Below are 24,240 nucleotides of genomic sequence, written 5' to 3' on the forward strand. Positions count from 1 at the left end.
GCGGCCGTCGTCCTCTCCGCCGCCGGCCGGCGGGAGCGCTGTTCCCTGTTCCCCCCGGCACGGTGTGCACGCGCGCACAGTGTGAGTGACCATACGTTTGGCCCCCCGTCCGGCGGGCTAGGTCTGGGCTTATGGCCACTACGTCAGACAGCGCAGCCCCCACCGTGCTGGTCGCCTCCAATCGCGGTCCCGTCTCGTACCAGGTGCACGAGGACGGTTCCCTGCACGCGAAACGCGGCGGCGGCGGTCTGGTGTCGGGGCTCTCGGCCATCGGACCGGACGCCGGCGCCCTGTGGGTGTGCTCGGCACTCGGTGACGGGGACCGGGAGGCGGTACGGCGCGGCGTCGGCGAACCCGGCGTGCGGATGCTGGACATCCCGGCCGACGTGCACTCCGACGCGTACAACGGGATCGCCAACTCCGTGCTGTGGTTCGTGCACCACATGCTCTACCAGACCCCGCTGGAGCCGGTCTTCGACACCGGGTTCCGGCGCCGGTGGGCGTCGTACGAGGAGTACAACCGCGCGTTCGCGGCGGCGCTCGCCGAGGAGGCGGCCGACGGGGCCGTGGTGATCGTCCAGGACTACCACCTGTGCCTGGTGCCGGGCATGCTGCGCGAGCTGCGGCCCGATCTGCGCATCGGGCACTTCTCGCACACGCCGTGGGCGCCGCCGGAGTACTTCCGGATGCTGCCCGACGACGTCCGCGCCCGGCTGGTGCGCGGGATGCTCGGCGCGGACCGGCTCGGGTTCCTCACCCGGCGGTGGGCCGACGCGTTCGTACGGTGCGCCGGGGAGGCGGACCCGGAGGGGGTCGCGTTCGCGGGCGCGGCCGAGGACGGCCGCCTCGTCGTACGGCATTCCGCGGACGAGGGCCCCGGCGCCGTACGGGAGACCGTCGTCGGGGTGCACGGGCTCGGCGCCGACGCCGACTTCCTGCGCGAGCGCGCGCACCGGGCCGATGTCGGGGAACGGATGGCCGTGCTCCGCGAGGAGATCGGGGCCGGCCGCAGGACGATCGTGCGGGTCGACCGGACCGAGCTGTCGAAGAACATCGTGCGCGGGCTGCTCGCGTACCGGCAGCTCCTCGACGACCGGCCCGAGTGGCGGGAGCGGGTCGTGCATGTCGCGTTCGCGTATCCGTCCCGGCAGGACCTCGCCGTGTACCGGGAGTACACGGCCGAGGTGCGGCGGCTGGCCGACGAGATCAACGAGCGGTACGGGACGCCGGGCTGGACGCCGGTCCTGCTGCATGTCGAGGACGACTTCGCGCGCTCGCTCGCGGCGTACCGGCTGGCGGACGTGGCCCTGGTGAACCCGATCCGGGACGGGATGAACCTCGTCGCGAAGGAGGTGCCGGTCGTCTCCGACGAGGGGTGCGTGCTGGTGCTGTCGCGGGAGGCGGGGGCGTTCGAGGAGCTGGGCGAGGACGCGGTGGCCGTGAATCCCTACGACGTGGTGGGGACGGCGCGGGCGCTCCACGAGGCGCTGACGCTGCCCGCCGGGGAGCGGGCGGAGCGCTCCAAGCGGCTCGCCGCGACGGCGACGGCGCTGCCGCCGGCGAAGTGGTTCCTGGACCAGCTGCACGCGTTGCAGGGGTAGTCCGGGGCGGGAGCCTGCTGCCCCGGGCGGGGTGCCCCGGGCGGCAGGCGGGAGCCCGGGTTCTCGCCCCCGCCGCCCCTTCCCGTTCCCGTCCCCGGGGGCCGGGCCCCCGGACCCCGGCCTCCCTGGCACCCGCCCTGCCGGTTCTGCCGGTTCTGCCTGCCCTGCCGGTCAGCCCAGTTCGGGCCGCACCACCCATTCGCCGTGCCGCATGACACCCTTGACGTCGAACGTGTCGTCCAGCAGGACGAAGTCGGCGTACTTGCCCGGGTCGAGGGAGCCGACCTGGTCGTCGACGCCGAGCAGCCGGGCCGGGTTGGCGCACAGGGCCTGCACCGCGTGCTCGACGGGCAGCCGGTCGACGGTCACCGCCCGCTTGAACGCGCGGTCCAGGGTGAGGGTGGACCCGGCGATCGCGCCGCCCTCCACCAGGCGGGCCACGCCGTCCGTGACGTCGACCTCCAGCGGGCCGAGCAGGTAACGGCCGTCGCCGAAGCCGGCGGCGTCCATGGCGTCGGTGATGAACGCCACGCGTTCCGGACCCGCGTGATGGAACGCCAGTTGCAGGGAGGCCGGGTGGAGGTGGGTGCCGTCGTTGATGAGCTCGACGGTGATCCGCTCGTCCTCCAGGAGCGCGGCGACCGGGCCGGGGAGGCGGTGGCCGAGCTGCGGCATGGCGTTGAACAGGTGCGTGGCGACGGTGGCGCCCGCGTCGATGGCCTCGACGGTCTGCTCGTACGTCGCGTCGGTGTGCCCGATCGCGGCGATCACCCCGCGCTCGGCGAGCAGCCGTACGGAGTCGGTGCCGCCGGGCAGTTCGGTCGCCAGGGTCATCATGCGGGCCTGGCCGCGCGCGGCGTCGACGAGCTTGGCCACCTCGGCCGGGTCGGGGTCGCGCAGCAGGGACTCGGAGTGGGCGCCCTTGCGGTGCGGGGAGATGAAGGGGCCCTCGAAGTGGATGCCGGCGATGTCGCCCTGTTCGGCCAGCTCGGACAGCAGGCCGGCGCGCTGGGCGAGGACGTCCAGGTCGTCGGTGACGGTGGAGGTGACGATGGTGGTCGTGCCGTGCGTGCGGTGGGTGTGGACGGCCTTGAGGATCTCCTCGACCGTCCCCACCGAGAAGGAGCCGCCGCCACCGCCGTGGGTGTGCATGTCGACGAAGCCGGGCACGAGCCAGTGGCCGCTCACGTCGACGACCGGGGCGTCCGGGGCCGCGCTTCCGGCGATGCGTGTGCCCTCGACGATCACCCGCCCCCCGTCCACGGTCCCGGTGGGCAGTACCACCCGGGCACCGGCGAAGACTGTGGTGGTGGCCATCAGGCGGTTACCTCCGTTGGGTCGGTCGAGTCGGTCGTGTCGGTCGGGGCGGTCGGGGTGTGGGCGGTCAGGAGGTCCCAGGCGAGGAGTCCCGCGCCCCGGCAGCCGGCGGTGTCGCCCAGGGCGGCGCGGACGAGGTCCGGGAGCCGCTGGAAGGTGACGCGGCGCCGGAGGGCGTCCCGCAGGGGTGTGATCAAGGTTTCCCCGGCCTCGGCGAGCCCGCCACCGAGAATCAGGGTGCGCGGGTCCAGCAGGGTGAGCGCGGTGACGAGCCCGTCGGCCAGCGCGTCCACGGCGGCCGCCCAGACGCGGCCGGCGTCCGGGTCACCGGCTGCGACGGCGCGCGCGCAGCCGGCGGCGTCGGCGTCCGCCGTCCCGGTGGCGGCGGCCCACGCGGCACTCACGGCGGCGGCCGAGGCGTAGCGCTCGAGGCAGCCGCGCTGCCCGCACGGGCAGGGCTCGCCGCCGGGCCGTACGACGATGTGGCCGATCTCACCGGCGAAGCCGTGCGCGCCCGCCTCCACCCGGCCGTCGACGCCGATGGCGCCCGCGATGCCGGTGCCCAGGGCGACGAACAGGAAGCGGTCGGTACCGCGGCCCGCGCCGACGCGGCCCTCGGCGAGGCCGCCGGTGCGCACGTCGTGGCCGAGGGCGACGGGGATGCCGCCGAGCCGGTCGGTGAGCAGGTCACGCAGGGGTACGTCGCGCCAGCCGAGGTTGGCGGCGTAGGTGGCGACGCCGTGCGTCTCGTCGACGATGCCGGGTACGGCGATGCCCGCGGCGGCCGCGGGTCCGCCGTGGTGCTCCGTGCCGTGGGCGCGCAGCTCGGCGGCGAAGTCGAGGATCTCCTCGACGACGGCGCCGGGCCCGCGTTCGCGGCCGGTGGCGCGGCGTGCCTGGTGCAGCAGCGCGCCGTCCGCGCCGACCAGGGCAGCCTTCATCCCCGTACCGCCCACGTCCAGGGCGATGACATGTCTCACGGGGGACAGTGTGACCCCGAAGCCGCAAGAGGTCTAGTCCACATATGGTGTAGACCTATTCTGTCCATATGTTGAACAGCACGACGGCGAAGGCGAGGTCGGGAGCAGTGGCTCGGCGCAAGACGGCAATGACCGCGGTGGTGTCCGCCCTGGGCATGACGGCGGTCCTCAGCGGGTGCGGACTGACCGGGGCCGCATCCGGTGACGTGACCCTTCATCTGGTCGCGGCCGACTACGGCGACTCCTCGGCCAACACCTCCCAGAAGTACTGGGACCAGTTGGTGACGGCGTACGAGGCCAAGCACCCCGATGTGACGGTGGACGTCTCCGTCTACTCCTGGAACGACGTCGACGCCAAGGTGAAGGCCATGGTCGCCGACGGCAACGCCCCCGACCTGGCGCAGATCGGCGCCTACGCCGACTACGCCGCCGAGGGCAAGCTGTACGGCGCGGACGACCTGCTGTCCATCTCCACCCAGGCGGACTTCATCTCCCAGCTCGCCGACGCGGGCGAGGCGGACCACACCCAGTACGGCATCCCGTTCGCGGCCTCCACCCGCATGCTGTTCTACAACAAGACGCTCTTCGAGAAGGCCGGCATCACCCCGCCCACCACCTGGGACCAGCTCGCCGCCGACGCCGAGGCCCTCAAGGCCAAGGGCGTGAGCTACCCGTACGCGCTGCCCCTCGGCCCCGAGGAGGCCCAGGCCGAGACCATGCAGTGGCTGCTCAGCAACGGCGACGGCTACACCAGCGACATCGGCACGTACGCCATCGACGACCCGCGCAACGTCACCACGTTCACCTGGCTGAAGGACGAACTGGTCGGCAAGGGCCTCACCGGTCCGGTCGCGCCCGCGAAGCTCAACCGCGCCGACGCGTTCACCGCGTTCGCGAACGGCGACGTCGGCATGCTCGTCGGCCACCCCACGCTGATGAAGCAGGCCGAGGAGAAGAACGTCAAGTTCGGCATGGTGCCGATGCCCGGCAAGGACGCCCAGTCCAAGTCCACGATGGGCGTGGCCGACTGGATGATGGCGTTCAAGCAGCACGGCCACGCCGAACAGATCGGCGACTTCCTCGACTTCGTCTACGACGAGAAGAACGTCCTGTCCTTCACCCGCGAGTACGGTCTGCTGCCCGTGACCCAGTCGGCGTCCCAGACCATGTCCGAGTCGAAGCAGGACGAGCAGATGTGGCCGTTCCTGGAGCAGCTGCCGTCGTCGGTGCTCCCGCCGGTCGGCAAGACCTCGTGGGCCACCGTCAGCGCCGCGATCAAGAAGAGCATCGGCCAGGCGGTCGCCCCGGACGGCAATCCGTCCGCCGTCCTGACCCGCCTGCAGTCCAAGGCGAGCGCGGCGGACAACGCGGCGGACAACGCGTCGCGCACCAAGTAGGCACAGCGGCTGCCGGGGCGGCTGTCGGTGACGGCCGCTACCGTGCACTCATGGAGGACGAGACCGGCGGGCCCGAGGGCACCGCACCCGACGGCCTGGGCCGCACCGAACGCGCGGTCCTGGCCCTGGAGCGCCGCGGCTTCCCCGGCCCCGGCGCCAAGGAACGCGCCATACGGGAGGAGCTGGGTCTGGCCCCGGTCCGCTACTACCAGCTCCTCAACGCCCTCCTCGACGACACCCGGGCCCTGGCCCACGACCCGGTGACGGTGAACCGGCTGCGGCGCGTCAGGGAGACGCGGCGCACCGAACGCTGAGAACCCCGGCGGCCGGGGTACGCATGGGGCGGGCGTCCCCCGGTTAGGTTGACGGCATGCCCACCGAGCCGCAGGCCCCTTCCCGCCATCCCCTCCCGCAGCCCGTCACCCGGGCCGGCCGTGAGGCGATCGCCGCGATCCTCGCCCACCCGGACCGCACCGTGATCGGCCTCGACTTCGACGGCACGCTCGCCCCGATCGTCCCGGACCCGGAACAGGCCCGCGCCCACCCCGGCGCGGTACCCGCGCTGGCGGCGCTCGCCCCGAAGGTCGCGTCCGTCGCCGTCGTCACCGGCCGCCCGGCCGAGGTCGCCGTGCACCACGGCGGCTTCGCGGACGTACCCGGCCTGGAACACCTGGTGGTCCTGGGCCACTACGGCGCCGAACGCTGGGACGCGGCCACCGCCACCCTCACCGCCCCGCCCCCGCACCCCGGAGTGGCCGCGGCGCGGGCCGCACTCCCGGACCTCCTGGCCCGGACCGACGCCGATGCCCCCGCCGACGCCGATGCCCCCGCCGATGCCGGCGACGGCATCTGGATCGAGGAGAAGGGCGGCAGGGCGATCGCCGTCCACACCCGCCGCGCGGCACACCCCCAGCAGACCTTCGAAGCCCTCCGGGGCCCCCTGACCGCGCTGGCCACCACCCACGGCCTGATCGTCGAACCGGGCCGCCTGGTCCTGGAACTGCGCCCGCCGGGCATGGACAAGGGCGTGGCCCTGCGCGATCACGTCCGGGCCACCGGGGCGCAGGCGGTCCTCTACGCGGGCGACGACCTCGGCGACCTCCCGGCCTACGCGGCCGTGGAGAAACTCCGCGAGGAGGGCGTCCCCGGCCTGCTGGTCTGCAGCGGCAGCACCGAGGTCACGGAACTGTCCTCACGGGCGGACCTGGTGGTGGACGGCCCGGAGGGCGTCGTCCACCTGCTGACGTCCCTGGCCGCCCGGCTGCCCGGCCGGTAGGACCCGGCCGGGCGCGGGCGGCCGCCGTACGGCGCGGTCGCTATCCCTTGACCTGGCCCTGCTTCAGCCACAGCTGGTCCAGCAGGACGTTGCACTGGTCGCCGTCCTCGCAGGACAGGGCGATGGTGTTCGTGCCCTTGGTGAGGGTCGGATACGCGTAGGTGGTGGTCCAGCCCTTCGAGAAGTCGCCGTCCTTGGCCTGCGCGTAGTTCTTCATGCTCATCTTGGTGCCGAACTTCTTGCCGTTGATCGTCAGCGTCATCGACTGGTCGTCCACGGCGCTGTAGTGCGCGAACAGCGTGTACGCACCCGCCGACGGAACGCCGTTGACCGTCCACGTCACCGAGGAGCCCGTCTGGTTGAGCGTGACGTAGACACCGCCGTCGGCCTGCGCGCCCTCCACGTCCGACGCCGTCGCCGCGCCGCCGTCCAGCCGCAGCGCCTTGGCGTCGATCGGCTTCGGCAGCTCCTGCGACGTGGAGTCGCCGCCGCTCGACGACGGGCTCGCCGACGTGCTCCCCGACTGCGACGGAGCCGCCGTACCGCCGCCGGCGTCGTTCTTGTCGCCGGAGCCGTTCATCATCGCCACGCTGATGCCTATGACGACCGCCGCGACCACCGCGAGCGCGCCGATCAGCAGCCCCTTGGTGTTGGGGCCGCGGCCCCTGCCGCCCCCGCCGGAGGGCGCCGCACGACGGCCGCCCGCCGGGGCGCCGCCCGGCGCCTGCTCCGGCGCCGCGTAGCGCGTGCCCGGCTGCCCGTACGCGCCCTGCTGCGTCGGCGCCTGGCCGTACTGCGCCGTCGGCTGCTGTTGCTGTGCCTGGCCGTACTGCCGTTCACCGACCGGGCGCACTCTGTTGACCGAGTTCGGATAGCCGTACCCACCACCGGACGGCGGCTGGGCTCCTCGGGCCTGACCGTCGGCGTAGAGGTAGCCGAACGGGTCGTCGTCCTCGGGCGGGCTCCCTCCGTTGTTGCCGGGCGTCATCCCTGGGTACTCCTCAACAGGTGCGGGCGGATGCGTTGTACGTGTGAAGGGCGAGCCTACCCGCTCCGGCCGCCCCGAACGGGTGACCGGATCCCTCACATCGCTCTGACCTGCGGATCATCCGGCCCGGCGATGAGCTTTGGGACGAGATCGTTTCTCGACGTACATCCGCTCGTCGGCTGATTTCAACACTTCGTCCGCCGTCATCCCGCAGTGCGCCCACCCGATGCCGAAACTGGCGCCCACCCGGACCGCCCGGCCCTCGGCCCGGATCGGCTGGATGATCTCGTTGCGCAGCCGTACGGCGAGGTCCTGCGCGTCCGCCTTGCCGAGACCGTCGGCCAGTATCACGAACTCGTCGCCGCCCAGCCGCGCGACCGTGTCACCGTCCCGCACCCCCCGGGTCAGCCGTCCGGCCACCTCGATGAGCACCGCGTCCCCCGCGTTGTGCCCGAACCGGTCGTTGATCGACTTGAAGCCGTCCAGGTCGCAGAAGAGCACCGCGAGTCCCTTGGCGCCGTCGTCGTAGCCGCCCGCGGCCTCGCCCGGGGCGATGGTGTGCACATGATGGTCGTAGGCGTCGACGCCCTCCGCGCCCGGCCGGAAGTCGAAACCGTGCCCGTGCGTGTCGAACGCCGGATGCCCGTACGCCGCGTCCAGCGACTCCGGCCCGTCCGGATGCGCCGCCTGCGGGCGCTTGCACAGCCGGGACGACAGCCGCGAACGCAGCTCCGCCGAGTTCGGCAGCCCGGTCAGCGAGTCGTGCGAGGCGCGGTGCGCCAGCTGCAGCTCGCGGCGTTTGCGCTCCTCGATGTCCTCGACGTGCGTGAGCAGGAACCGCGGCCCGTCCGCCGCGTCCGCCACCACCGAGTTGCGCAGCGACACCCACACGTACGTGCCGTCCCGGCGCCCCAGCCGCAGCTCCGCCCGGCCGCCCTCCGCCGAGGTGCGCAGCAGGGTGCCGATGTCCTCGGGGTGGACCAGGTCGGAGAAGGAGTAGCGGCGCATCGCCGACGCCGGGCGGCCCAGCAGCCGGCACAGGGCGTCGTTGGTGCGCAGGATACGGCCGTGCTGGTCGCCGCCCATCTCCGCGATCGCCATGCCCGACGGGGCGTACTCGAAGGCCTGGCGGAACGACTCTTCACTGGCGCGCAGCGCCTGCTGCTCCCGCTCCAGTCTCACCAGGGCGCGCTGCATGTTGGCCCGCAGCCGGGCGTTGCTGATCGCGATGGCCGCCTGGAACGCGTACTGCTGCAACGCCTCACGGCCCCACGCGCCCGGTCGCCGCCCGTTGCGCGGCCGGTCCACGGAGATCACACCGACCAGTTCGCCGTGCGAGCCGCCGGCGCCCGGCGAGTACATGGGGGCGAACAGCCGGTCGGAGGGGTGCCACTCGTCCTCGAAGCGGGGCGCGGGCCCGTCGGTGTACCACTGCGGCACATCGTCGTCGTCGAGGACCCAGCCCTCGGTGTGGGGTATGAAACGCAGGTCGCCCCACGCCTCCCCCATCAGCAGCCGCCGCTCCCACGAGTGCCGGGAGCCGACCCGGCCGGTGATCAGCGCCTCGGCCGCGGGGTTCCCCGCGAACGCGGCCACCACGAGATCGCCGTCCGGCTGGACGAGGTTCACACAGGCCAGTTCGTAGCCCAGGCCGCCGATCACGCCGTCCGCGACCGCCTGCAACGTGTCCGCCAGGCTGCGGGCCTTGTTCATGTCCGCCATGACCTGGTGCAGTTGCCGCAGCGACGCCAGACGGACATACGGCTCCGACTCGGTCTCCATGCTCGCCCTCCCCCCGAGACATCGCAGCGAATCAAGGGTTGTCTTCGGCGCTTCTCACTGAGTGGTCAATGAGTGGTCAATGAGTGGTTCCCTTGTACCTCACGGCCACTGAATCACAGCGCGCTGCCCACTCGGTACACAGGGTCAACAATTGATGTCTCTTGTGACTCAAGTCACAACATAACGTGAGCAATTACGGGGAAATTCTGTGTCTTCACTGTGCGGACAGTGAACACCGGTCACGTGGTCCAGTCCACCTGGCCACCCCGGGCGCCGGGCGGACGGCCGCACGGCACGTGGTCCCGTTCCGTGGTCCTGGGCCCGGGCGGTCCCCCTCATCGGGCTCCGGCCCGATGTCACGCCCACCGGCCGGAGACTAGCGTCTCCGCGTGCCCGACGCCTCCCCCACCTCCCCCGCAGCCGCCGCCCCCACCCCCACCAGGCATCCTGAGGGGGTGAGCGACGACGAGTTCCGGGCCGCCATGACCCGCCTGGCCTCCGGCGTGGTCCTGCTGACCGCGCAGGAGCCGCCCCTCGACCCCGACGACCCCACCGCACCGCGCGGCGAGGACGCCGGCATGACGGCCACCGCCTTCATGTCCGTGTCCCTCGACCCGCCGCTGGTCCTCGTCGGCCTGCGCGAGGGCTCCCGCATGGACGACCTGCTCGCCGAACAGCCCCTGTGGGCCGTCTCCGTCCTGGCCGAGAGCCAGCGGCACATCGCGGGCCGCTTCGCCATGAAGGGCCGCATCAGCGACCGGCTGCTCTTCGCCGACGTCCCCTGGACCCGGGGCGAGGCCAGCGGGGCACCCCTGATCGGCGGGGCGCTGGCCACCCTGGAGTGCCGCACCGAGCAGCGCGTCACCGCAGGGGACCACACCCTGGTCGTCGGCCGGGTCCTCACGGCCCGCGCGCCGAGCACCGAGGGCGGCCCGCTGACGTACTTCAAGGGGCGCTACCGGCAGCTGAGGTGAGGACCCCGCCCGCGCCGTCCGGCCGCTACGCCGTCCAGTCGCGGCCCGAACGCCCCCGCTTCGTGTCCCCCCGCTGCTTCTTCTCCCGCAGCCGCCGCTCGTTGATGCCGCGCGGGATCCGGGTCGGGCGGCGCGGCCTCGGCGGGGGCGCGGTGGCCTCCGCGAGCAGCGCGGCCAGCCGTACCGCGGCGGCCTCCCGGTTGCGCCACTGGGAACGGTGCTCGGAGGAACGGACGGTCAGGACACCGTCCGTGAGACGGGAGGCGAGCCGCTCGAGCGCCCGCCGCTTCCACACCTCCGGCAGCGCCTCGGTGCGCGCCAGATCGAACCGCAGCTCGACCTGGGTGTCGGTGGTGTTCACATGCTGCCCACCCGGCCCCGACGACCGCGAGAAACGCCACATGAGCTCGGCCTCGGGCAGGGAGACGGAGCCGCGGACGACATAAGGACCGGACATGACGACCATGTTCCCGTCACCGCCGCCACGACGTCATCCGAATTTGACGCGGAACTGATTCCGGAAAAGGTAAAAAAGGTAAAGCATCAGGAACCGGGGCGACACCTGTCGACGTTCCTACCGATGACGGTAGCTTCGTCCGCAGTGCGAAGCCTTTACGCGCGTACGTACGTGCACCACGAGGGAAGGGACTCCCAACAATGGCTGTAAGCCTGTCCAAGGGCGGCAACGTCTCGCTCAGCAAGGAAGCTCCGGGCCTGACCGCCGTCACCGTGGGCCTCGGCTGGGACGTCCGCACCACCACCGGCACGGACTTCGACCTCGACGCCTCCGCCATCGCGGTCAACCCGCAGGGCAAGGTCTACTCCGACGCCCACTTCATCTTCTTCAACAACAAGCAGACCCCGGACAACACCATCGTCCACACCGGTGACAACCGCACCGGCGCGGGCGAGGGCGACGACGAGGCGATCAACGTCAACCTGGCCGGTCTCCCCGCCGATGTCGACAAGATCGTGTTCCCGGTCTCCATCTACGACGCCGAGAACCGCGGCCAGAACTTCGGCCAGGTCCGCAACGCCTACATCCGCATCGTCAACCAGGCCGGCGGCGCCGAGATCGCCCGCTACGACCTGTCGGAGGACGCCGCCACCGAGACCGCCATGGTCTTCGGCGAGCTCTACCGCAACGGCGCCGAGTGGAAGTTCCGGGCCGTCGGCCAGGGCTACGCCTCGGGCCTGGTCGGCATCGCCCAGGACTTCGGCGTCAACGTCTGACGGTCCGCCCGTCCCACGGTCCGCCCGTCCGGCGTCCCGTACCCGCACCCCGGCGGCCGGTGACCGGCCGCCGGGCCGGGGCAGGGGGACGGAGTCGGGCTCAGGGGCGGTCCGGCTTGCCGTCGCCGTACAGCCAGTCCCGCCAGATCCCGGAGAAGTCCTCGCCCGGCGCCCGCTTCTCCACGTACGCGGTGAAGCCGGCCGTGTCCGCGTTGCCGTGCCGGTGCGCCGCGGCCCAGCCGCGCAGGATGCCGAGGAACGCCTCGTCACCCACCTTCTGCCGGATCTTGTGCAGCACCATCGCACCCCGCAGATACACCGGGCTGTCCGACAGCTGCGCCGCACCCGGCGGCTTCGCCGGCGGGAAGGCCCACATGGCCTCCGCCCCCTGCTCGCCGCCGCCGTCGGCATCGGCGTCGAACCAGCTGCCGTCGTAGAGCGCGTCGAAGGTCCGCTGCGCCGGGTCACCGCCGTGGTCCTCGTCCCACAGCCACTCCGCGTACGTCGCGAACCCCTCGTTCAGCCACATGTCCCGCCAGCTCTCCGGGGTGACCGAGTCCCCGTACCACTGGTGGGCCAGCTCATGGACCAGGGTGCCGGTGTCCGGGGCGCCGGGGAAGACGGGGCGGTTCTGCGTCTCCAGGGCGTACCCGAGGCCGTCGAGACGGTCGACGATCGCCCCGGTGGAGGAGAAGGGATACGGCCCGAAGGTCTTTTCCTCCCACGCCACGATCTCCGGGAGCTCCGCGAGCACCGCGCGGCTGTCCGCCGCCAGCGCCGGATCGACGGCCGTACAGACCGGCAGCCCGTCGTCCGTGACCGAGCGGCTGACCTCGAAACGGCCGACGGCGAGCGTGGCGAGATAGCTCGCCATGGGTTCGGCGGTGCGCCAGACGAACGTCGTCCGGCCGTGCGCGGTGCGCTCGCTCCGCAGTTCCCCGTTGGACACCGCCGTCAGCCCCTCCGGCACGGTCACGGAGACCTCGTACGACGCCTTGTCCGAGGGGTGGTGATTGCCGGGGAACCAGGCCATCGAGCCGGTCGGCTCACCGAGGGCGAGGGCGCCGTCGCCGGTGCGCAGCCAGCCCTCCTCGGTGCCGTCCGGGTCGGTGACGGTCACGGGGGTGCCGGAGTAACGGACGGTCGTACGGAACGTCCCGCCCGCGCTCACCTCGTCGCGCGGACGGACGGTCAGCTCCTGGCCCGCCCGGTTCCAGCGGGCCGCCTCGCCGTCCACGGTGACCTTCTCGACCGTCAGCCCCTTCAGGTCGAGGTCGAAGGCGGACAGGTCCTGCGTCGCCCGGGCCGTGATCACCGCCGTACCGGTGAGCCGGTGGCCGCCGGGTTCGTAGGCGAGCGTCAGCCCGTAGTGACGCACGTCGTATCCGCCGTTGCCCAGCTTCGGGAAGTACGGATCCCGCACCCCGAAGCCCCCGGGAGTGCCGCGCACCCCGCCGTCGCACGCGGTCAGCGCCGACGCGGGCAGGACGGCCAGGACGCCGAGCAGCAGCGCGGCGGTGCGCCACGGGCGGCGCCGGACGGCGGACGCCGGAACGGCAGACCGATCGGCGGCCCCGTCGACAGGCCGGTCGACAGGCTGGTCGGCGGGTGCGGAGCAGGACATGCCACGGATCCTAGGCGGGCCCGGATCCCGGACCCGGCCTCGTCCACGGGCCGGTCCCGCCCTGCCCACGCCCCGCCTACGTCCTGCCCGCGCCCCGCCCGCGTCCGCGTCCGGAGCCGGCCGCGCGCCCGCTCCCCGACGCCGTGACACCATCACCTACGTGCTCGACATCGGCTACGCCCTCTCCAACCGCTTCCCGGACCCCCCGCAGACCGACTACCGCACCGTGGACGTCCACACCCTGCGGCACGACCTGTTCTGCGGCGACGTCTACCTCGCCGACACCAAGGCCGACCGGGAACTGTCCACGGCCTGGGGATGGGTGCCGGTGCTCGACTTCGCCTGGGCGCTGTGCGACATCACCGAGCGCCTCGACCGCGACCCGGCCGGCTCCCGCGCCGCCCGCCCGCAGCGCGCCGAGTTCGACTTCACCGAGTCCACCGACCGCCTCCGCTTCGAGCGCCGCTTCGGCTGGGTCGACATCGAGGCCGACTGGATGCCCGCCGACGAGCCTCCGCTCAGCTTCTCCCACGCCGAACTGCGCCGTGAGGCAAGGGACTTCCTCCAGGACCTGCTGGCCGACCTGTGCGACCTCCACGACGCCCTGGCGGAGAACCCGGCGATCTGGACGCTCCAGGCGAAGTTCCCCCGGCTGCCCTGACCTCCGGCCACCCGGGCCGCACGCTCACAGCACCCGGATCCCCAGCGCCCCCGCCAGCACCGGCGCCAGATCCAGCAGCTGCCCCGTGCTGATGACCGCGCCGGACAACCGCTCCACGCCTCTCGCGACCTCCAGCGACACCGCTCCCCTCAGATCCACGTCCTTCATCGTCACCCCCGTCAGATCCGCCCCCGTCAACCGGCAGTCGACGAACTCGACCCGCTCCAGACGGGCACCCCCGAAGTCCGGCTCGACGAGCACGCACCCCTCGAAGACCACGTCCCTCAGCCGCGCGTCCCGCAGATTCAGGTAGTCGATCTTGCCGCCCCGGACCAGCACCCGCTCCAGCACGGCCCCGTGCAGCTGCACACCCCCGAGCCGGGCGTCGAGCAGCTCCACGTCCCGCAGGGTCGCCTCGGCGAGATTCGTCCCCACCCCGCGCGGCGCCGCCACGACCGAGTCCAGCACCCGCACATGCGGCAGCTCGGCCTCGTCCAGCGCGCATCCGGTCAGCCGGCAGTCCATGAACCGCGCGCCCCGCCCGTCCTGCCCGCCGAGATCCTCCTCCCGGAACTCCAGCCCGTCATAATCCCCGTCCGGCTCCAGTCCCCCTCCTCCGAACACCTCCAGCCCCGGCAGCCGCACCTCGGGCCGCCGGGCCCCCTTCACCCCGTCCGCCCCGCCGCCCCCACCGACCGCTCTCCTCGCCATGCCCCCATCCTGCACCCCGCCACCGACAATCGCCCCGACCTGGGCAGACGGCGCCCGGCCACCGTCCGGCTACCGCCCCGCCACCCGGTCCGCCACCCGGGCCAGCCGCGACGACCGCACCCCGTACGACGCCCCCTCCCGGCGATCCGCCGTCCGGTAGGTCGCGTACATCCCCCGCACCCCCAGCCACCGCAACGGCTCCGGTTCCCACTTCCGCACCCGGTGCCCCACCCACGGCAGATCCGTCAGCCCGGTCCGGCCGCCCTGCCCCGCCGCCCGCAGCACCAGGTCCCGCAGGGTCCGCCCGGCGAGATTGGTGGTCGCCACCCCGGACCCCACATACCCCCCGGCCCAGCCCAGCCCCGTCGTCCGGTCCAGCGCGACCGTCGCGCACCAGTCCCGCGGCACCCCCAGCACCCCGGACCAGGCGTGCGCGATCCGCACCCCGGCCAGCGAGGGGAAGAACCCGACGAGCACGCCCCGCAGGGCCGCGGCCGTCGCGACCCGGGTCCGCCCGTCGTCATCGGTCCGCGACCCGAACCGGTACGGCACCCCGCGCCCGCCGAGCGCGATCCGCCCGTCGGCCGTCCGCTGCGCGTACATGTACACATGCGCCATGTCGCCCAGCGTCTCCCTCCCCTCCCAACCGATCTCCGCCCACTGCGCCTCGGTCAGCGGCTCGGTGGCGATCATCGAGGAGTTCATGGGCAGCCAGGTCCGCCGCTCCCCCGGCAGCTCCGCGGTGAACCCCTCCGTGCAGCGCAGCACGTAGGGCGCCCGGACCGTCCCGTACGGCGTCACCGCGCACCCCGGCCGGATCCCGGTCACCGGGGTCGACTCGTGGACGACGACGCCCAGCCCCTCCACGACCGCCGCCAGCCCCTTCACCAGCTTCGCGGGATGCAGCCGCGCCCCGTGCGGCGTCCAGGTGGACCCGACGGCGTCCGCGACCCGGATCCGCTCGGCGGTCTCCCGCGCGCCGCGGAACACGCGGTCCTTCTCGCCGTACGCCAGCTCGTGCTCGTGGAACTCCCTCAGCCGCGCCAGCTGGGCCGGGGTACGGGCCACCTCCAGCACCCCGCCCTGGTGCACCCCGGCGTCGATGCCCTCGGCACCGGCCACCCGGACGACCTCGTCGACGGTCTCGTTCATGGCCCGCTGCAACCGTACGGCGGACTCGTGCCCGTGCAGCGCGGCATACCGGTCCCGGCCGGCGATGCCGTTGTAGAGCCAGCCGCCGTTCCGCCCGGAGGCGCCGTACCCGCAGAACTTCCGCTCCAGAACGGTGATCCGCAACGAGGGATCGGCCCGCTTGAGGTAATAGGCGGTCCACAACCCGGTGTATCCGCCACCGACGATCACCACATCAGCGGTCGAGTCACCCGGCAACGGCTCCCGCACCGCGGGAAGCCCGTCGTCCCCGAACCAGAACGAGATACCGCCATTGACGAAACCGCTCCCTGAGCTGCCCATAAACCGACGCTATCCCGTGGAACCAGCCACTGTCTCCTTCGGATTCCGTACATTTTCCCGCCCCCGGACCAGCGGATAACACGCGAGCCCGATGAGCAGCGAACTGAAATGCCCGATGTCGGTGAAGGTGGGCCCCTCGACGAGCGGAAGGGCGTAGAGCACCCCGACCACCCCCAGATACCCGTACCGCCAGGGCCGGGGAACCCGGTAACAGAGCACCCCCACGACCCCCACCAGCGCGTAACTGACCCCCACATCAAGGGTGTTGACGGCGGAACGCGGCGCGATCCCGTCATGGATCGCCTTCAGCAGCACGCCCTCGCTCACCAGCGTCGCCAGCACGTGCGAGGCCACGCACACCGCCAGCCACCGCACGGTCCCCAGCCAGCGCTCGGCCTGGGCGTGGAAAACGCTGTACAGCACGACATAGGGCAGCCAGTGCCCCCCGTCGATCCACAGGGCACTGGTGATCAGCACCCGCACCGGATCCTGCGACAACTCCCGGATATTCGTCGACCGCTGGAGGAGAAACTCCCGCTCGAACTCCGGAGACATGTGATGCAGCGCGACGGTGGTCACGAACAGGATCGCCAGCCAGACATAAGTCCCCGGCGCGCGCCGCACATACCCCGGCACCCGCCGCAGAACCCCCCTCCCCAGGTCCACAAGGCGATTCACCCGCCCAGTATCACCGACCGGGCCCTCCAGGGCCCCCCGGCTACCCTCGCCCCATGATCCGCACCGCGACCCCTGCCGACGTCCCCACCCTCCACACCCTGATCCGCGAGCTGGCCGACTACGAGAAGGCCCCGCACGAGGCCAGGGCGACCCCCGACCAGCTCCACACCGCCCTCTTCGGCCCCCACCCCGCCGCGTACGCCCACATCGCCGCCGACGACACCACCGGCGAGCCGGTCGGCTTCGCCCTCTGGTTCCTGAACTTCTCCACCTGGCGCGGCACCCACGGCATCTACCTGGAGGACCTCTACGTCCGCCCCACCGCCCGCGGCACCGGCCACGGCAGGGCCCTCCTCACCGAACTGGCCCGCATCTGCGTCACCCACGGCTACCAGCGCCTGGAATGGTCGGTCCTGAACTGGAACACCCCGGCCATCGACTTCTACGAGTCCCTCGGCGCCCGCCCCCAGTCCGACTGGACGACATACCGCCTGACGGACAAGCCCCTCACAACCCTCGGCAGCCACGCCTAGTGCCGCGGCACCAGCCACCGAACGGCCCCTCCGGCACGGGCACACACGGAGACGACAGTGACTCCGGACATCGGCAAAGTCCCTCGTCTTCAGCAGAGTCGAGGAACGGGGCCTGACACCGCGGGCCTCTGGAGGGGTGGTTGACGGGGCTCGTATCGTGGACACGGAACGCATCAACGCCCGCGCCGGGCCGTCACCCGGCCGACCGGGCCGAACGGGGGAAGAAAGGTGCGTGCCCGATGGCTGTCGGGCTCCTCTCCGCCATCAGCGCCGTCTTCTACGGCTGCACGATCTCGATCCTCGCCCTGACCGCGACCTTCGCCCGAACCCCGGCGCGACGCCTCGACGCCCGCAGAACCCTCGCCGTCCTGATCCCGGGGCGGACGCCCGTCCGGCACCCGGCAGACCCGACCGGCTGAACGGCCGGACCCCGGGCACCGCGCCATCGTGAAACACGGCCCGGACGCACCTGCCCGGTCCCTGCCGTTCCGCCGGCACCCCAGCGGTCCGCCACAGCCGATCTGGGCCACCCGACCGGAGAGACGGTCGGCAAGGTCTCGTGCCGTCCACCGGCCGAGGAGGAATTCATCACCCTCGACCAGCGGCCGTTCTTTGCAGAAGAAACCCCGACCGAAATCACTTCGGTCGGGGTTTCTGCAGCTGGAGCCCCCTGTCGGATTCGAACCGACGACCTTCGCTTTACAAGAGCGGCGCTCTGACCAGCTGAGCTAAGGAGGCGTGTTCGGGTGTGCCTGTGCAGTGTACCCGGGGCCGCGGCCCGGCCCTGGGAAAATTTTCGCGGAGTTCACCTGCCTTCGCTGCTGACAGATGGCCGGATCGGGAGGTAGCGTCCGAGGCAGTTCGCTCGTGTGGACTACACCATCCGCCTTCCTACTCGGATCGTCCGGCACGTTCCTGCCGGTAGAAGGGGTTCATTCACCATGGCCACTGTCTCGTTCGACAAGGCGACCCGGATCTACCCGGGCACCGAGAAGCCCGCCGTCGACGCGCTCGACATCCACATCGAGGACGGGGAGTTCCTCGTCCTGGTCGGCCCGTCCGGTTGCGGCAAGTCCACCTCGCTCCGGATGCTCGCGGGGCTCGAGGACGTCAACGCCGGTGTCATCCGGATCGGCGACCGTGACGTCACCCACCTGCCGCCGAAGGACCGGGACATCGCCATGGTGTTCCAGAACTACGCGCTGTACCCGCACATGACGGTCGCCGACAACATGGGCTTCGCGCTCAAGATCGCCGGCATCAACAAGGCGGAGATCCGGAAGAAGGTCGAGGAGGCCGCGAAGATCCTCGACCTGACCGAGTACCTGGACCGCAAGCCGAAGGCGCTGTCCGGCGGTCAGCGGCAGCGTGTCGCGATGGGCCGCGCCATCGTACGTGAGCCGCAGGTGTTCCTCATGGACGAGCCGCTGTCCAACCTGGACGCCAAGCTCCGTGTCTCCACGCGTACGCAGATCGCGTCCCTGCAGCGCCGGCTGGGCATCACCACGGTCTACGTCACCCACGACCAGGTCGAGGCCATGACGATGGGCGACCGGGTCGCCGTGCTGAAGGACGGTCTGCTGCAGCAGATCGACACCCCGCGCAACATGTACGACCGCCCGGCGAACCTCTTCGTGGCCGGCTTCATCGGCTCCCCCGCCATGAACCTGGTCGAGGTGCCGATCACCGACGGCGGTGTGAAGTTCGGCAACAGCGTCGTCCCGGTCAACCGCGACGCCCTCAAGGCCGCCGCCGACAGGGGTGACACCACGGTCACGGTCGGCGTGCGTCCCGAGCACTTCGACGTCGTCGAGCTGGGCGGCGGCGCCGCCGCGGCCTCGCTGTCCAAGGAAGCCGAGGACGCCCCGGCGGGCCTCGCGGTCACCGTCAACGTGGTCGAGGAGCTCGGCGCCGACGGCTACGTCTACGGCACCGCCGAGGTCGGCGGCGAGCTGAAGGACCTGGTGGTCCGCGTCAACGGCCGTGCCGTGCCGGAGAAGGGCGCCCACGTCCACGTCGTGCCGCGCGCGGGCGAGACCCACGTGTTCTCGACCTCCACCGGCGAGCGTCTCACCGACTGACACCGCAGCACGCGAGAGAAAACGCGGCACATCAGGGCATTTCGGCCCTGTTGACGAAGAGGGCCCCGCAACGGTCTGCGGGGCCCTCTTCCCGTGTCCCCCCGCGCTCTCCGAAACCCCGGCACTCCCGGCGTTTCGAGCAGCGTGCGTCAACACCCCGCAGCGCGAAAGGCGTCTTTCCGTCCCTCGTTACGGTGACGAAATGTCGCCATATGGTTACCGGGCGCTACCCTCACTGGCGTGAAGCACTCCACCATCCCTCAGACGCGAAGCGGCCGGGGTCCCGCCCGCCGTATCGGCCGCTCCCTCGCCCTCGTCCTGCCCGTCGTCCTGGTGCTCTCGGGGACCCTCGCGGTCACCCGGGTCAACTGGTCGGGAAGTCCCTCGGCCTCCGTGCTCACCGCGTCGGACGCCTCGGACGCGTCGGTCGCGTCGGGCTCCCTGACGTCCGGCGTCTCCTCGCGGGCGCACGCCCGTGCCCCGCAGGAGGTCCTGCGCGACCGGCTCCTCACCGAACTCGAGGAGAAGAACCCCGGCGTCGCCCTGACCCATCTCCAGCAGGCGGTGAACGGCCGTCCGTCACTGGCCCGGCACTGCGGTTCCATCGCCCGTTCGCTCGGCCGGGCCGCCGTCCGTATCTACGGCGCGTCCCGCGCGCAGTCGTACGCCCGCCCGGTCTGCGACACCGCTTTCGCCTCCGGTGTCATGGCCGCGCACAGCTGACCGCAAGCCCCGGGTGGGAAGTCGGTAACGGGTCGCCAAGAAGCCGCCGCGGAGGGTGAGGGGCACCCTGGGCGCGACGTACAGTTCGGGGCATGACCCACCCGAACGCGGCGTCGCGCCCCACCCAAGCCGTGGTCCTGGCCGGTGGCCAGGGCTCCCGGCTCCGTCCCTACACCGACGACCGCCCCAAGCCGATGGTCGAGATCCCGGGCACGGGAACCCCGATCATCGGCCATCAGCTCGTCTGGCTCGCCGAGGAGGGCGTCACCGACGTCGTGGTCTCCTGCGGTCATCTCGCGGAGGTGCTGCAGGACTGGCTGGCGGCGGCCGATCTGCCCGTCAAGGTCACCACCGTCGTCGAGACGGAGCCCCTCGGCCGCGGCGGCGGTCTCCGGTACGCCGCCGCGCACCTCCCGCACCCCGAGCGGCCCTGGTACGCCACCAACGGGGACATCTGGACGCGCTTCTCGCTGCGCGACATGGCCGACTTCCACACCGAGCGCGACGCCGTCGCGACCCTCGCGCTGGCCCGGCCCCGTATCCCCTGGGGCGCCGTCAGGACGGACGGCTTCGGCCGTATCACCGACTTCATCGAGGCCCCGCCGTCGACCTTCGAGATCAACGCGGGCGTCTACGTCTTCTCCCCCGAGTTCACCGGCATGCTTCCCGAGCGCGGCGACCACGAGCGCACCACGTTCCCGCGGCTGGCCCGGGAGCGGCGCCTCGCCGGCTTCACGATCCCGCAGGGCGCGTACTGGCGGGCCATCGACACGGCGAAGGACCTGACGGAGGCGGCGAAGGAGCTGGCCGCTCTGGGCGGCGGGAGCGGTGCCGGCGGCCGCTGATCCGGCAATCCGGCGACCCGGCATTCGGGCATTCCGGCGGTCCGGCGGTCCCGGGGCCCGGCAAACCGCCTCATGACTACGGCGATGGGGTCCCCCGAGTGGTTCGGGGGACCCCATCGCCGTAGTCGTGGTCCGGTGGCCGTCGCTGATCGCTACGCCACACGGGCGCCGGTGACCGTCTCCTGGCCGTCCGGGCCCTCTCTGAGGCGCCGGTGGCGCTCTCGCGGGGCCGCGGGTGCCGGGTACGGGCGGGGCGCTAGCCCAGCAGGCCGCCCACCAGTCCCGTACGGCCGCCGGACGACCCCGAACCGCCGCCGGAGGAGCCGCCGGTGCTTCCCGTGCCGCCGGGGGCCGTGCCCGCGCCGCCCGCGCCCGGTCCGCCGCCGGTCGTGGTGCCGCCGGTCGGTCCCGCGCTGGTGCTGGGGGCCTGCTGGACGGGCGCGGACTGCCGCGGCGGGGTCTGGCCCGCGGTGCCCTGGGTCTGGCTGGGCGTGCCCGCGGTGGCGGTGTCGGAGGCGTCGGCCGTGCCCGGGGTGGCCGCCGCGCCGGACGGCGTACCGGTGCCGGTGGCGCCCTCGGTGGGCGTGGTGGGGGCGGCCGGGGTCCTGCGGTGCCGTGCGCCGGGTTCGCCGGGCAGCGGGGAGCCGGGGAGTTCGTTGCGGGGCGCCTCGCCGGGGCCGGGGACGACGACACGGCCGGCGTCGCGGACGGCGCCGCCGAGCAGGGAGCCGACGAGCAGGGTGAGGCCGACGGTGAGCGCGGTGACGAGGGCGCCGCGGCGCAGGACGTAGGCGCGGAGTTCCCAGATGTCGGAGCGGGGGCCGAGCCGGCGCCAGGCGCTGCCCGCGAGGCGGCCGTCGACGGAGTAGACGGGGGCGCCCGCGATGACCAGCGGGGACCAGGCGGCGAGGAAGATGAAGTCGGGGGCGTCGTAGACGGCGGCGGTCTTCCAGCTGACGGTGAGGATGAGCGCGGCGGACAGCAGCGCGCCGACGGCGGCGGCGACCCGCTGCCAGCAGCCGAGGATGGTGAGGACGCCGACGACGACCTGGAGGAAGGCGATCACCAGGCCGGAGCCGACGGGGTGGTGGAGGGCGAACGCGCGCAGCGGCTCGGCGACTTCCCAGGGGTGCAGGGTGTTGAGCCACTTGACCATGGAGCCGCGCCTGCCGCCGTCGAAGTAGACGGGGTCGCAGAGCTTGCCCATGCCGGTGTAGATGGAGACGAAGCCGAGGAGGATGCGGAGGGGGAGCAGGACGACGCCGAGGTTCATCCGGCGGCCGGGGAAGTAGGCGTGCCGGGCCGGGTCGTCGCCGGTGCGGCGGGCGGCGTGACGCCGGGTGGCCGCGTCGGTCTCGTCGGTCTCGTCGTAGGCGTCACCGTAAGCGTCGCCGGTGTCGTCGTAGGCGCCGTAGGCGTCCCCGTACGTGACGTCGTAGACGTCGTCGGTGTCCTCGTAGCCGCCGTCTGTGCCGTGGTCGTCGCCACGACGCGCGCCACCGCGGTCGTCCCGGCCGCGGCCGTCGGCGAAGAGGTAGTCGTACGCCGGGTCGTCGAAGGCGTTGTCCCCGGTGCGCATGTGCGGGAGGAGACGGGTGCCGTCGGCGGGCGGGCCGCTCGTGCCACGGCCGCGCTGGGCGCCCACGACGGGGGTGCCGCCCGGGGCGGTGTCGGCGAGCGCGTCGCCGTAGCCGTAGCCGTATCCGCCGCGGTGACCGCCTCCCCCGTAGGGGTCGTGGCCGCCGTACGGGTCGTGACCGCCGTCGGCGTACGGCCCGTCGGCCCCGCCGCCGTCGACGCGGGGGATGACACGGGTCGCCCCGGTGTCCGCGGCCGGGCCGGTGAGCGGTTCGTCCCCGTGGCCCACGCTGCCGCCCCGCACGGCCTGGAGGAGCCGGTGCGCGCCGGTGTCGTCGGGGGCCGAGTGGCCGCTCCAGACGACGGGGCGACGGCGGCCGCGCGCGGGCGCGGCGGCCGCTCTGCCCGCGGCGCCCGCGACGGGGATGCGGGCGGTGTCGTCCGCGGCGCTGAGGTGGCGGGCGATCCGCGGGGACTGGGCGCGGCGCGCGGACGCGCCCAACTGCACGCGGAAGCTCGCATGGTTGACGATGACCTGCGCCGGATCGCTCGGCACCTTCACCATGCTCAGCGCGGGAGCGTCGTCGTATCCCGACGAGCGGTCCCCCGTGGGTGTGCGGGGTGTTCTGGTGTCCACACTCATCTAACCGAGTGACACGGAGTTAGGACACTGCCTCGACCGCCCCGATGTGTCCGGACCGCGTCAAGCTCGCCCTGTCCGCCCTTTTCGACCCGCTCGGGTGAGCCGCCGGACACCTGTTCGCCCTCGCCGCGGAGGCGGGGGCGGGGTCAGCTACGGCGGCGGGCCGCCTCGTAGAGCACGATCCCGGCAGCCACACCGGCGTTGAGGGACTCCGCGCCACCCGGCATCGGGATGCGCGCCCGGACGTCGCAGGTCTCCCCGACGAGGCGGGACAGTCCCTTGCCCTCGCTGCCGACGACGATGACGACGGGCCCGGACAGGGCCGTCACCTCGCCGAGTTCGGTCTCCCCGTCCGCGGCGAGGCCGACGACGACGATGCCGGCCTTCTTGTACGCCTCCAGGGCGCGCGTCAGGTTGGTGGCGCGGGCGACCGGGGTGCGGGCGGCCGCACCGGCGGAGGTCTTCCAGGCGCCCGCGGTCATACCGGCGGCGCGCCGCTCGGGCACCACGACGCCGTGGCCGCCGAAGGCGGAGACGGAGCGGACGACGGCGCCGAGGTTGCGCGGGTCGGTGACGCCGTCGAGCGCGACGATCAGCGGGTCCTCGCCCTCGTCGTAGGCGGCCTGGGCGAGGTCCTCGGGGTGGGCGTACTCGTAGGGCGGGACCTGGAGGACCAGGCCCTGGTGGTTGAGCCCGTTCGTCATGCGGTCGAGCTCGGGGCGGGGGGCCTCCATGAGGTTGATGCCGCCGCGTTCCGCGGCGAGCTGGAGGGCCTCGCGGACACGCTCGTCGTTGTCGATGAACTGCTGGACGTAGAGGGTGCTGGCGGGCACGCCCTCGCGCAGGGCCTCGACGACCGGGTTGCGGCCGACGACGAACTCGGACGTCCCCTTGCCACCGCGGCGCTGCTGCGGGCGGGCGCCCTGGGCGCGGCGGGACTTCGCGGCGGCGGCGCGCTGCTTGGCGTGGCCCTTGCGCATCTCGGCGGGCGGGGTGGGGCCCTTGCCTTCCAGGCCCCGGCGCCGCTGGCCGCCACTGCCGACCTGCGCGCCCTTCTTGCCGGACATGCGGCGGTTGTTCGCGGCCATGATCTACCTGTCTGTAGGGGTACCCGTTCTGCGGGGGTACCTGTGGTGCTGTGG

General features: G+C 72.6%; 23 protein-coding genes and 1 tRNA gene. 12 read left to right on the forward strand and 12 right to left on the reverse strand.

What is annotated here, in order from left to right:
* The first annotated feature begins 131 nt into the window (after positions 1-131).
* The gene (locus ABZ862_RS19835; RefSeq protein ID WP_360959754.1) at positions 132-1,601 is read left to right on the forward strand and encodes a trehalose-6-phosphate synthase; all 1,470 of its coding nucleotides are present in this window, start codon (positions 132-134) and stop codon (positions 1,599-1,601) included.
* A gap of 171 nt (positions 1,602-1,772) precedes the next feature.
* Here the strand turns inward: ABZ862_RS19835 and nagA are convergent, their stop codons facing one another.
* The gene (gene nagA / locus ABZ862_RS19840) at positions 1,773-2,918 is read right to left on the reverse strand and encodes an N-acetylglucosamine-6-phosphate deacetylase (RefSeq protein WP_360959756.1); all 1,146 of its coding nucleotides are present in this window, start codon (positions 2,916-2,918) and stop codon (positions 1,773-1,775) included.
* The gene (locus ABZ862_RS19845; protein ID WP_360959758.1) at positions 2,918-3,898 is read right to left on the reverse strand and encodes an ROK family protein; all 981 of its coding nucleotides are present in this window, start codon (positions 3,896-3,898) and stop codon (positions 2,918-2,920) included. The genes nagA and ABZ862_RS19845 overlap by 1 nt, the downstream gene beginning before the upstream one ends.
* A gap of 128 nt (positions 3,899-4,026) precedes the next feature.
* Here ABZ862_RS19845 and ABZ862_RS19850 point away from each other — a divergent pair, with 128 nt between their 5' ends.
* From ABZ862_RS19850 to otsB, 3 genes are read left to right on the forward strand one after another with little or no spacing between them, the layout of a single operon-like run.
* On the forward strand, positions 4,027-5,295 hold the full coding sequence (locus tag ABZ862_RS19850) for an extracellular solute-binding protein (RefSeq protein ID WP_360959842.1): 1,269 nt from the start codon (positions 4,027-4,029) through the stop codon (positions 5,293-5,295).
* Between the two features lie 50 nt (positions 5,296-5,345).
* Positions 5,346-5,609, forward strand: a complete 264-nt coding sequence (locus ABZ862_RS19855) for a DUF3263 domain-containing protein (RefSeq protein WP_360959760.1) — start codon at positions 5,346-5,348, stop codon at positions 5,607-5,609.
* A gap of 56 nt (positions 5,610-5,665) precedes the next feature.
* Positions 5,666-6,571 carry a trehalose-phosphatase gene (gene otsB / locus ABZ862_RS19860; RefSeq protein WP_360959762.1) on the forward strand — a complete coding sequence of 302 codons (906 nt, stop codon included), beginning with the start codon at positions 5,666-5,668 and terminating at the stop codon, positions 6,569-6,571.
* 40 nt (positions 6,572-6,611) lie between these two features.
* Here otsB and ABZ862_RS19865 read toward each other — a convergent pair whose 3' ends face one another.
* Positions 6,612-7,559 carry a carbohydrate-binding protein gene (locus ABZ862_RS19865; RefSeq protein ID WP_360959764.1) on the reverse strand — a complete coding sequence of 316 codons (948 nt, stop codon included), beginning with the start codon at positions 7,557-7,559 and terminating at the stop codon, positions 6,612-6,614.
* Between the two features lie 117 nt (positions 7,560-7,676).
* On the reverse strand, positions 7,677-9,341 hold the full coding sequence (gene cdgB / locus ABZ862_RS19870) for a diguanylate cyclase CdgB (protein ID WP_360959766.1): 1,665 nt from the start codon (positions 9,339-9,341) through the stop codon (positions 7,677-7,679).
* Between the two features lie 389 nt (positions 9,342-9,730).
* Here cdgB and ABZ862_RS19875 point away from each other — a divergent pair, with 389 nt between their 5' ends.
* Positions 9,731-10,315: a flavin reductase family protein gene (locus tag ABZ862_RS19875; protein WP_360959768.1), complete on the forward strand. Its 585-nt coding sequence runs from the start codon at positions 9,731-9,733 to the stop codon at positions 10,313-10,315.
* Between the two features lie 25 nt (positions 10,316-10,340).
* Here the strand turns inward: ABZ862_RS19875 and arfB are convergent, their stop codons facing one another.
* On the reverse strand, positions 10,341-10,781 hold the full coding sequence (gene arfB / locus ABZ862_RS19880) for an alternative ribosome rescue aminoacyl-tRNA hydrolase ArfB (RefSeq protein WP_360959770.1): 441 nt from the start codon (positions 10,779-10,781) through the stop codon (positions 10,341-10,343).
* Positions 10,782-10,972: 191 nt separating this feature from the next.
* Between arfB and ABZ862_RS19885 the strand changes: the two genes are divergently transcribed.
* Entirely contained in the window at positions 10,973-11,548 is a 576-nt protein-coding gene (locus tag ABZ862_RS19885; protein WP_360959772.1) for a TerD family protein, read from the forward strand.
* A 100-nt stretch (positions 11,549-11,648) separates the two neighbouring features.
* Here the strand turns inward: ABZ862_RS19885 and ABZ862_RS19890 are convergent, their stop codons facing one another.
* Positions 11,649-13,172, reverse strand: a complete 1,524-nt coding sequence (locus tag ABZ862_RS19890; protein WP_360959774.1) for a M1 family metallopeptidase — start codon at positions 13,170-13,172, stop codon at positions 11,649-11,651.
* 160 nt (positions 13,173-13,332) lie between these two features.
* Here ABZ862_RS19890 and ABZ862_RS19895 point away from each other — a divergent pair, with 160 nt between their 5' ends.
* Entirely contained in the window at positions 13,333-13,833 is a 501-nt protein-coding gene (locus tag ABZ862_RS19895) for a hypothetical protein (RefSeq protein WP_360959776.1), read from the forward strand.
* Positions 13,834-13,857: 24 nt separating this feature from the next.
* Here the strand turns inward: ABZ862_RS19895 and ABZ862_RS19900 are convergent, their stop codons facing one another.
* From ABZ862_RS19900 to ABZ862_RS19910, 3 genes are all read right to left on the reverse strand, one after another.
* Entirely contained in the window at positions 13,858-14,544 is a 687-nt protein-coding gene (locus tag ABZ862_RS19900; protein WP_360959778.1) for a pentapeptide repeat-containing protein, read from the reverse strand.
* A 69-nt stretch (positions 14,545-14,613) separates the two neighbouring features.
* On the reverse strand, positions 14,614-16,017 hold the full coding sequence (locus ABZ862_RS19905) for an FAD-dependent oxidoreductase (protein WP_360959780.1): 1,404 nt from the start codon (positions 16,015-16,017) through the stop codon (positions 14,614-14,616).
* Between the two features lie 9 nt (positions 16,018-16,026).
* Positions 16,027-16,695 carry a rhomboid-like protein gene (locus ABZ862_RS19910; protein ID WP_360959782.1) on the reverse strand — a complete coding sequence of 223 codons (669 nt, stop codon included), beginning with the start codon at positions 16,693-16,695 and terminating at the stop codon, positions 16,027-16,029.
* Positions 16,696-16,748: 53 nt separating this feature from the next.
* Here ABZ862_RS19910 and ABZ862_RS19915 point away from each other — a divergent pair, with 53 nt between their 5' ends.
* Positions 16,749-17,228, forward strand: coding sequence for a GNAT family N-acetyltransferase (locus tag ABZ862_RS19915; protein WP_360959784.1), 480 nt, complete (start codon positions 16,749-16,751; stop codon positions 17,226-17,228).
* Positions 17,229-17,467: 239 nt separating this feature from the next.
* Positions 17,468-17,647, forward strand: a complete 180-nt coding sequence (locus tag ABZ862_RS19920) for a hypothetical protein (RefSeq protein WP_360959786.1) — start codon at positions 17,468-17,470, stop codon at positions 17,645-17,647.
* 242 nt (positions 17,648-17,889) lie between these two features.
* On the opposite strand, the gene ABZ862_RS19925 is transcribed toward ABZ862_RS19920, so the two are convergent.
* A tRNA-Thr gene (locus tag ABZ862_RS19925) sits at positions 17,890-17,966 on the reverse strand.
* Positions 17,967-18,169: 203 nt separating this feature from the next.
* On the opposite strand from ABZ862_RS19925, the gene ugpC reads away from it, so the two are divergent.
* The 3 genes from ugpC (at position 18,170) to ABZ862_RS19940 (ending at position 20,877) form a co-directional block, all read left to right on the forward strand.
* Positions 18,170-19,309, forward strand: coding sequence for a sn-glycerol-3-phosphate ABC transporter ATP-binding protein UgpC (ugpC, locus tag ABZ862_RS19930; RefSeq protein WP_360959788.1), 1,140 nt, complete (start codon positions 18,170-18,172; stop codon positions 19,307-19,309).
* A 240-nt stretch (positions 19,310-19,549) separates the two neighbouring features.
* Positions 19,550-20,032: a hypothetical protein gene (locus ABZ862_RS19935; protein ID WP_360959790.1), complete on the forward strand. Its 483-nt coding sequence runs from the start codon at positions 19,550-19,552 to the stop codon at positions 20,030-20,032.
* Between the two features lie 92 nt (positions 20,033-20,124).
* Positions 20,125-20,877 carry a nucleotidyltransferase family protein gene (locus ABZ862_RS19940; protein WP_360959791.1) on the forward strand — a complete coding sequence of 251 codons (753 nt, stop codon included), beginning with the start codon at positions 20,125-20,127 and terminating at the stop codon, positions 20,875-20,877.
* A 256-nt stretch (positions 20,878-21,133) separates the two neighbouring features.
* Here the strand turns inward: ABZ862_RS19940 and ABZ862_RS19945 are convergent, their stop codons facing one another.
* Positions 21,134-23,098: a DoxX family membrane protein gene (locus ABZ862_RS19945; protein ID WP_360959793.1), complete on the reverse strand. Its 1,965-nt coding sequence runs from the start codon at positions 23,096-23,098 to the stop codon at positions 21,134-21,136.
* 146 nt (positions 23,099-23,244) lie between these two features.
* The gene (gene rlmB, locus ABZ862_RS19950; protein ID WP_360959795.1) at positions 23,245-24,186 is read right to left on the reverse strand and encodes a 23S rRNA (guanosine(2251)-2'-O)-methyltransferase RlmB; all 942 of its coding nucleotides are present in this window, start codon (positions 24,184-24,186) and stop codon (positions 23,245-23,247) included.
* Between the last annotated feature and the right edge of the window lie 54 nt (positions 24,187-24,240).

The sequence above is a fragment of the Streptomyces sp. NPDC047000 genome (assembly GCF_040644295.1).
Classification (GTDB): domain Bacteria; phylum Actinomycetota; class Actinomycetes; order Streptomycetales; family Streptomycetaceae; genus Streptomyces.

Excerpts from the sequence above, each read along its gene's own strand:
- ABZ862_RS19835 (WP_360959754.1), top strand. The coding sequence starts at position 132 with ATGGCCACTACGTCAGACAGCGCAGCCCCCACCGTGCTGGTCGCCTCC.
- nagA (WP_360959756.1), bottom strand. The coding sequence starts at position 2,918 with ATGGCCACCACCACAGTCTTCGCCGGTGCCCGGGTGGTACTGCCCACC.
- ABZ862_RS19850 (WP_360959842.1), top strand. The coding sequence starts at position 4,027 with ATGACCGCGGTGGTGTCCGCCCTGGGCATGACGGCGGTCCTCAGCGGG.
- ABZ862_RS19855 (WP_360959760.1), top strand. The coding sequence starts at position 5,346 with ATGGAGGACGAGACCGGCGGGCCCGAGGGCACCGCACCCGACGGCCTG.
- otsB (WP_360959762.1), top strand. The coding sequence starts at position 5,666 with ATGCCCACCGAGCCGCAGGCCCCTTCCCGCCATCCCCTCCCGCAGCCC.
- ABZ862_RS19865 (WP_360959764.1), bottom strand. The coding sequence starts at position 7,559 with ATGACGCCCGGCAACAACGGAGGGAGCCCGCCCGAGGACGACGACCCG.
- cdgB (WP_360959766.1), bottom strand. The coding sequence starts at position 9,341 with ATGGAGACCGAGTCGGAGCCGTATGTCCGTCTGGCGTCGCTGCGGCAA.
- arfB (WP_360959770.1), bottom strand. The coding sequence starts at position 10,781 with ATGGTCGTCATGTCCGGTCCTTATGTCGTCCGCGGCTCCGTCTCCCTG.
- ABZ862_RS19885 (WP_360959772.1), top strand. The coding sequence starts at position 10,973 with ATGGCTGTAAGCCTGTCCAAGGGCGGCAACGTCTCGCTCAGCAAGGAA.
- ABZ862_RS19890 (WP_360959774.1), bottom strand. The coding sequence starts at position 13,172 with ATGTCCTGCTCCGCACCCGCCGACCAGCCTGTCGACCGGCCTGTCGAC.
- ABZ862_RS19900 (WP_360959778.1), bottom strand. The coding sequence starts at position 14,544 with ATGGCGAGGAGAGCGGTCGGTGGGGGCGGCGGGGCGGACGGGGTGAAG.
- ABZ862_RS19905 (WP_360959780.1), bottom strand. The coding sequence starts at position 16,017 with ATGGGCAGCTCAGGGAGCGGTTTCGTCAATGGCGGTATCTCGTTCTGG.
- ABZ862_RS19915 (WP_360959784.1), top strand. The coding sequence starts at position 16,749 with ATGATCCGCACCGCGACCCCTGCCGACGTCCCCACCCTCCACACCCTG.
- ABZ862_RS19920 (WP_360959786.1), top strand. The coding sequence starts at position 17,468 with ATGGCTGTCGGGCTCCTCTCCGCCATCAGCGCCGTCTTCTACGGCTGC.
- ugpC (WP_360959788.1), top strand. The coding sequence starts at position 18,170 with ATGGCCACTGTCTCGTTCGACAAGGCGACCCGGATCTACCCGGGCACC.
- ABZ862_RS19940 (WP_360959791.1), top strand. The coding sequence starts at position 20,125 with ATGACCCACCCGAACGCGGCGTCGCGCCCCACCCAAGCCGTGGTCCTG.
- ABZ862_RS19945 (WP_360959793.1), bottom strand. The coding sequence starts at position 23,098 with ATGAGTGTGGACACCAGAACACCCCGCACACCCACGGGGGACCGCTCG.
- rlmB (WP_360959795.1), bottom strand. The coding sequence starts at position 24,186 with ATGGCCGCGAACAACCGCCGCATGTCCGGCAAGAAGGGCGCGCAGGTC.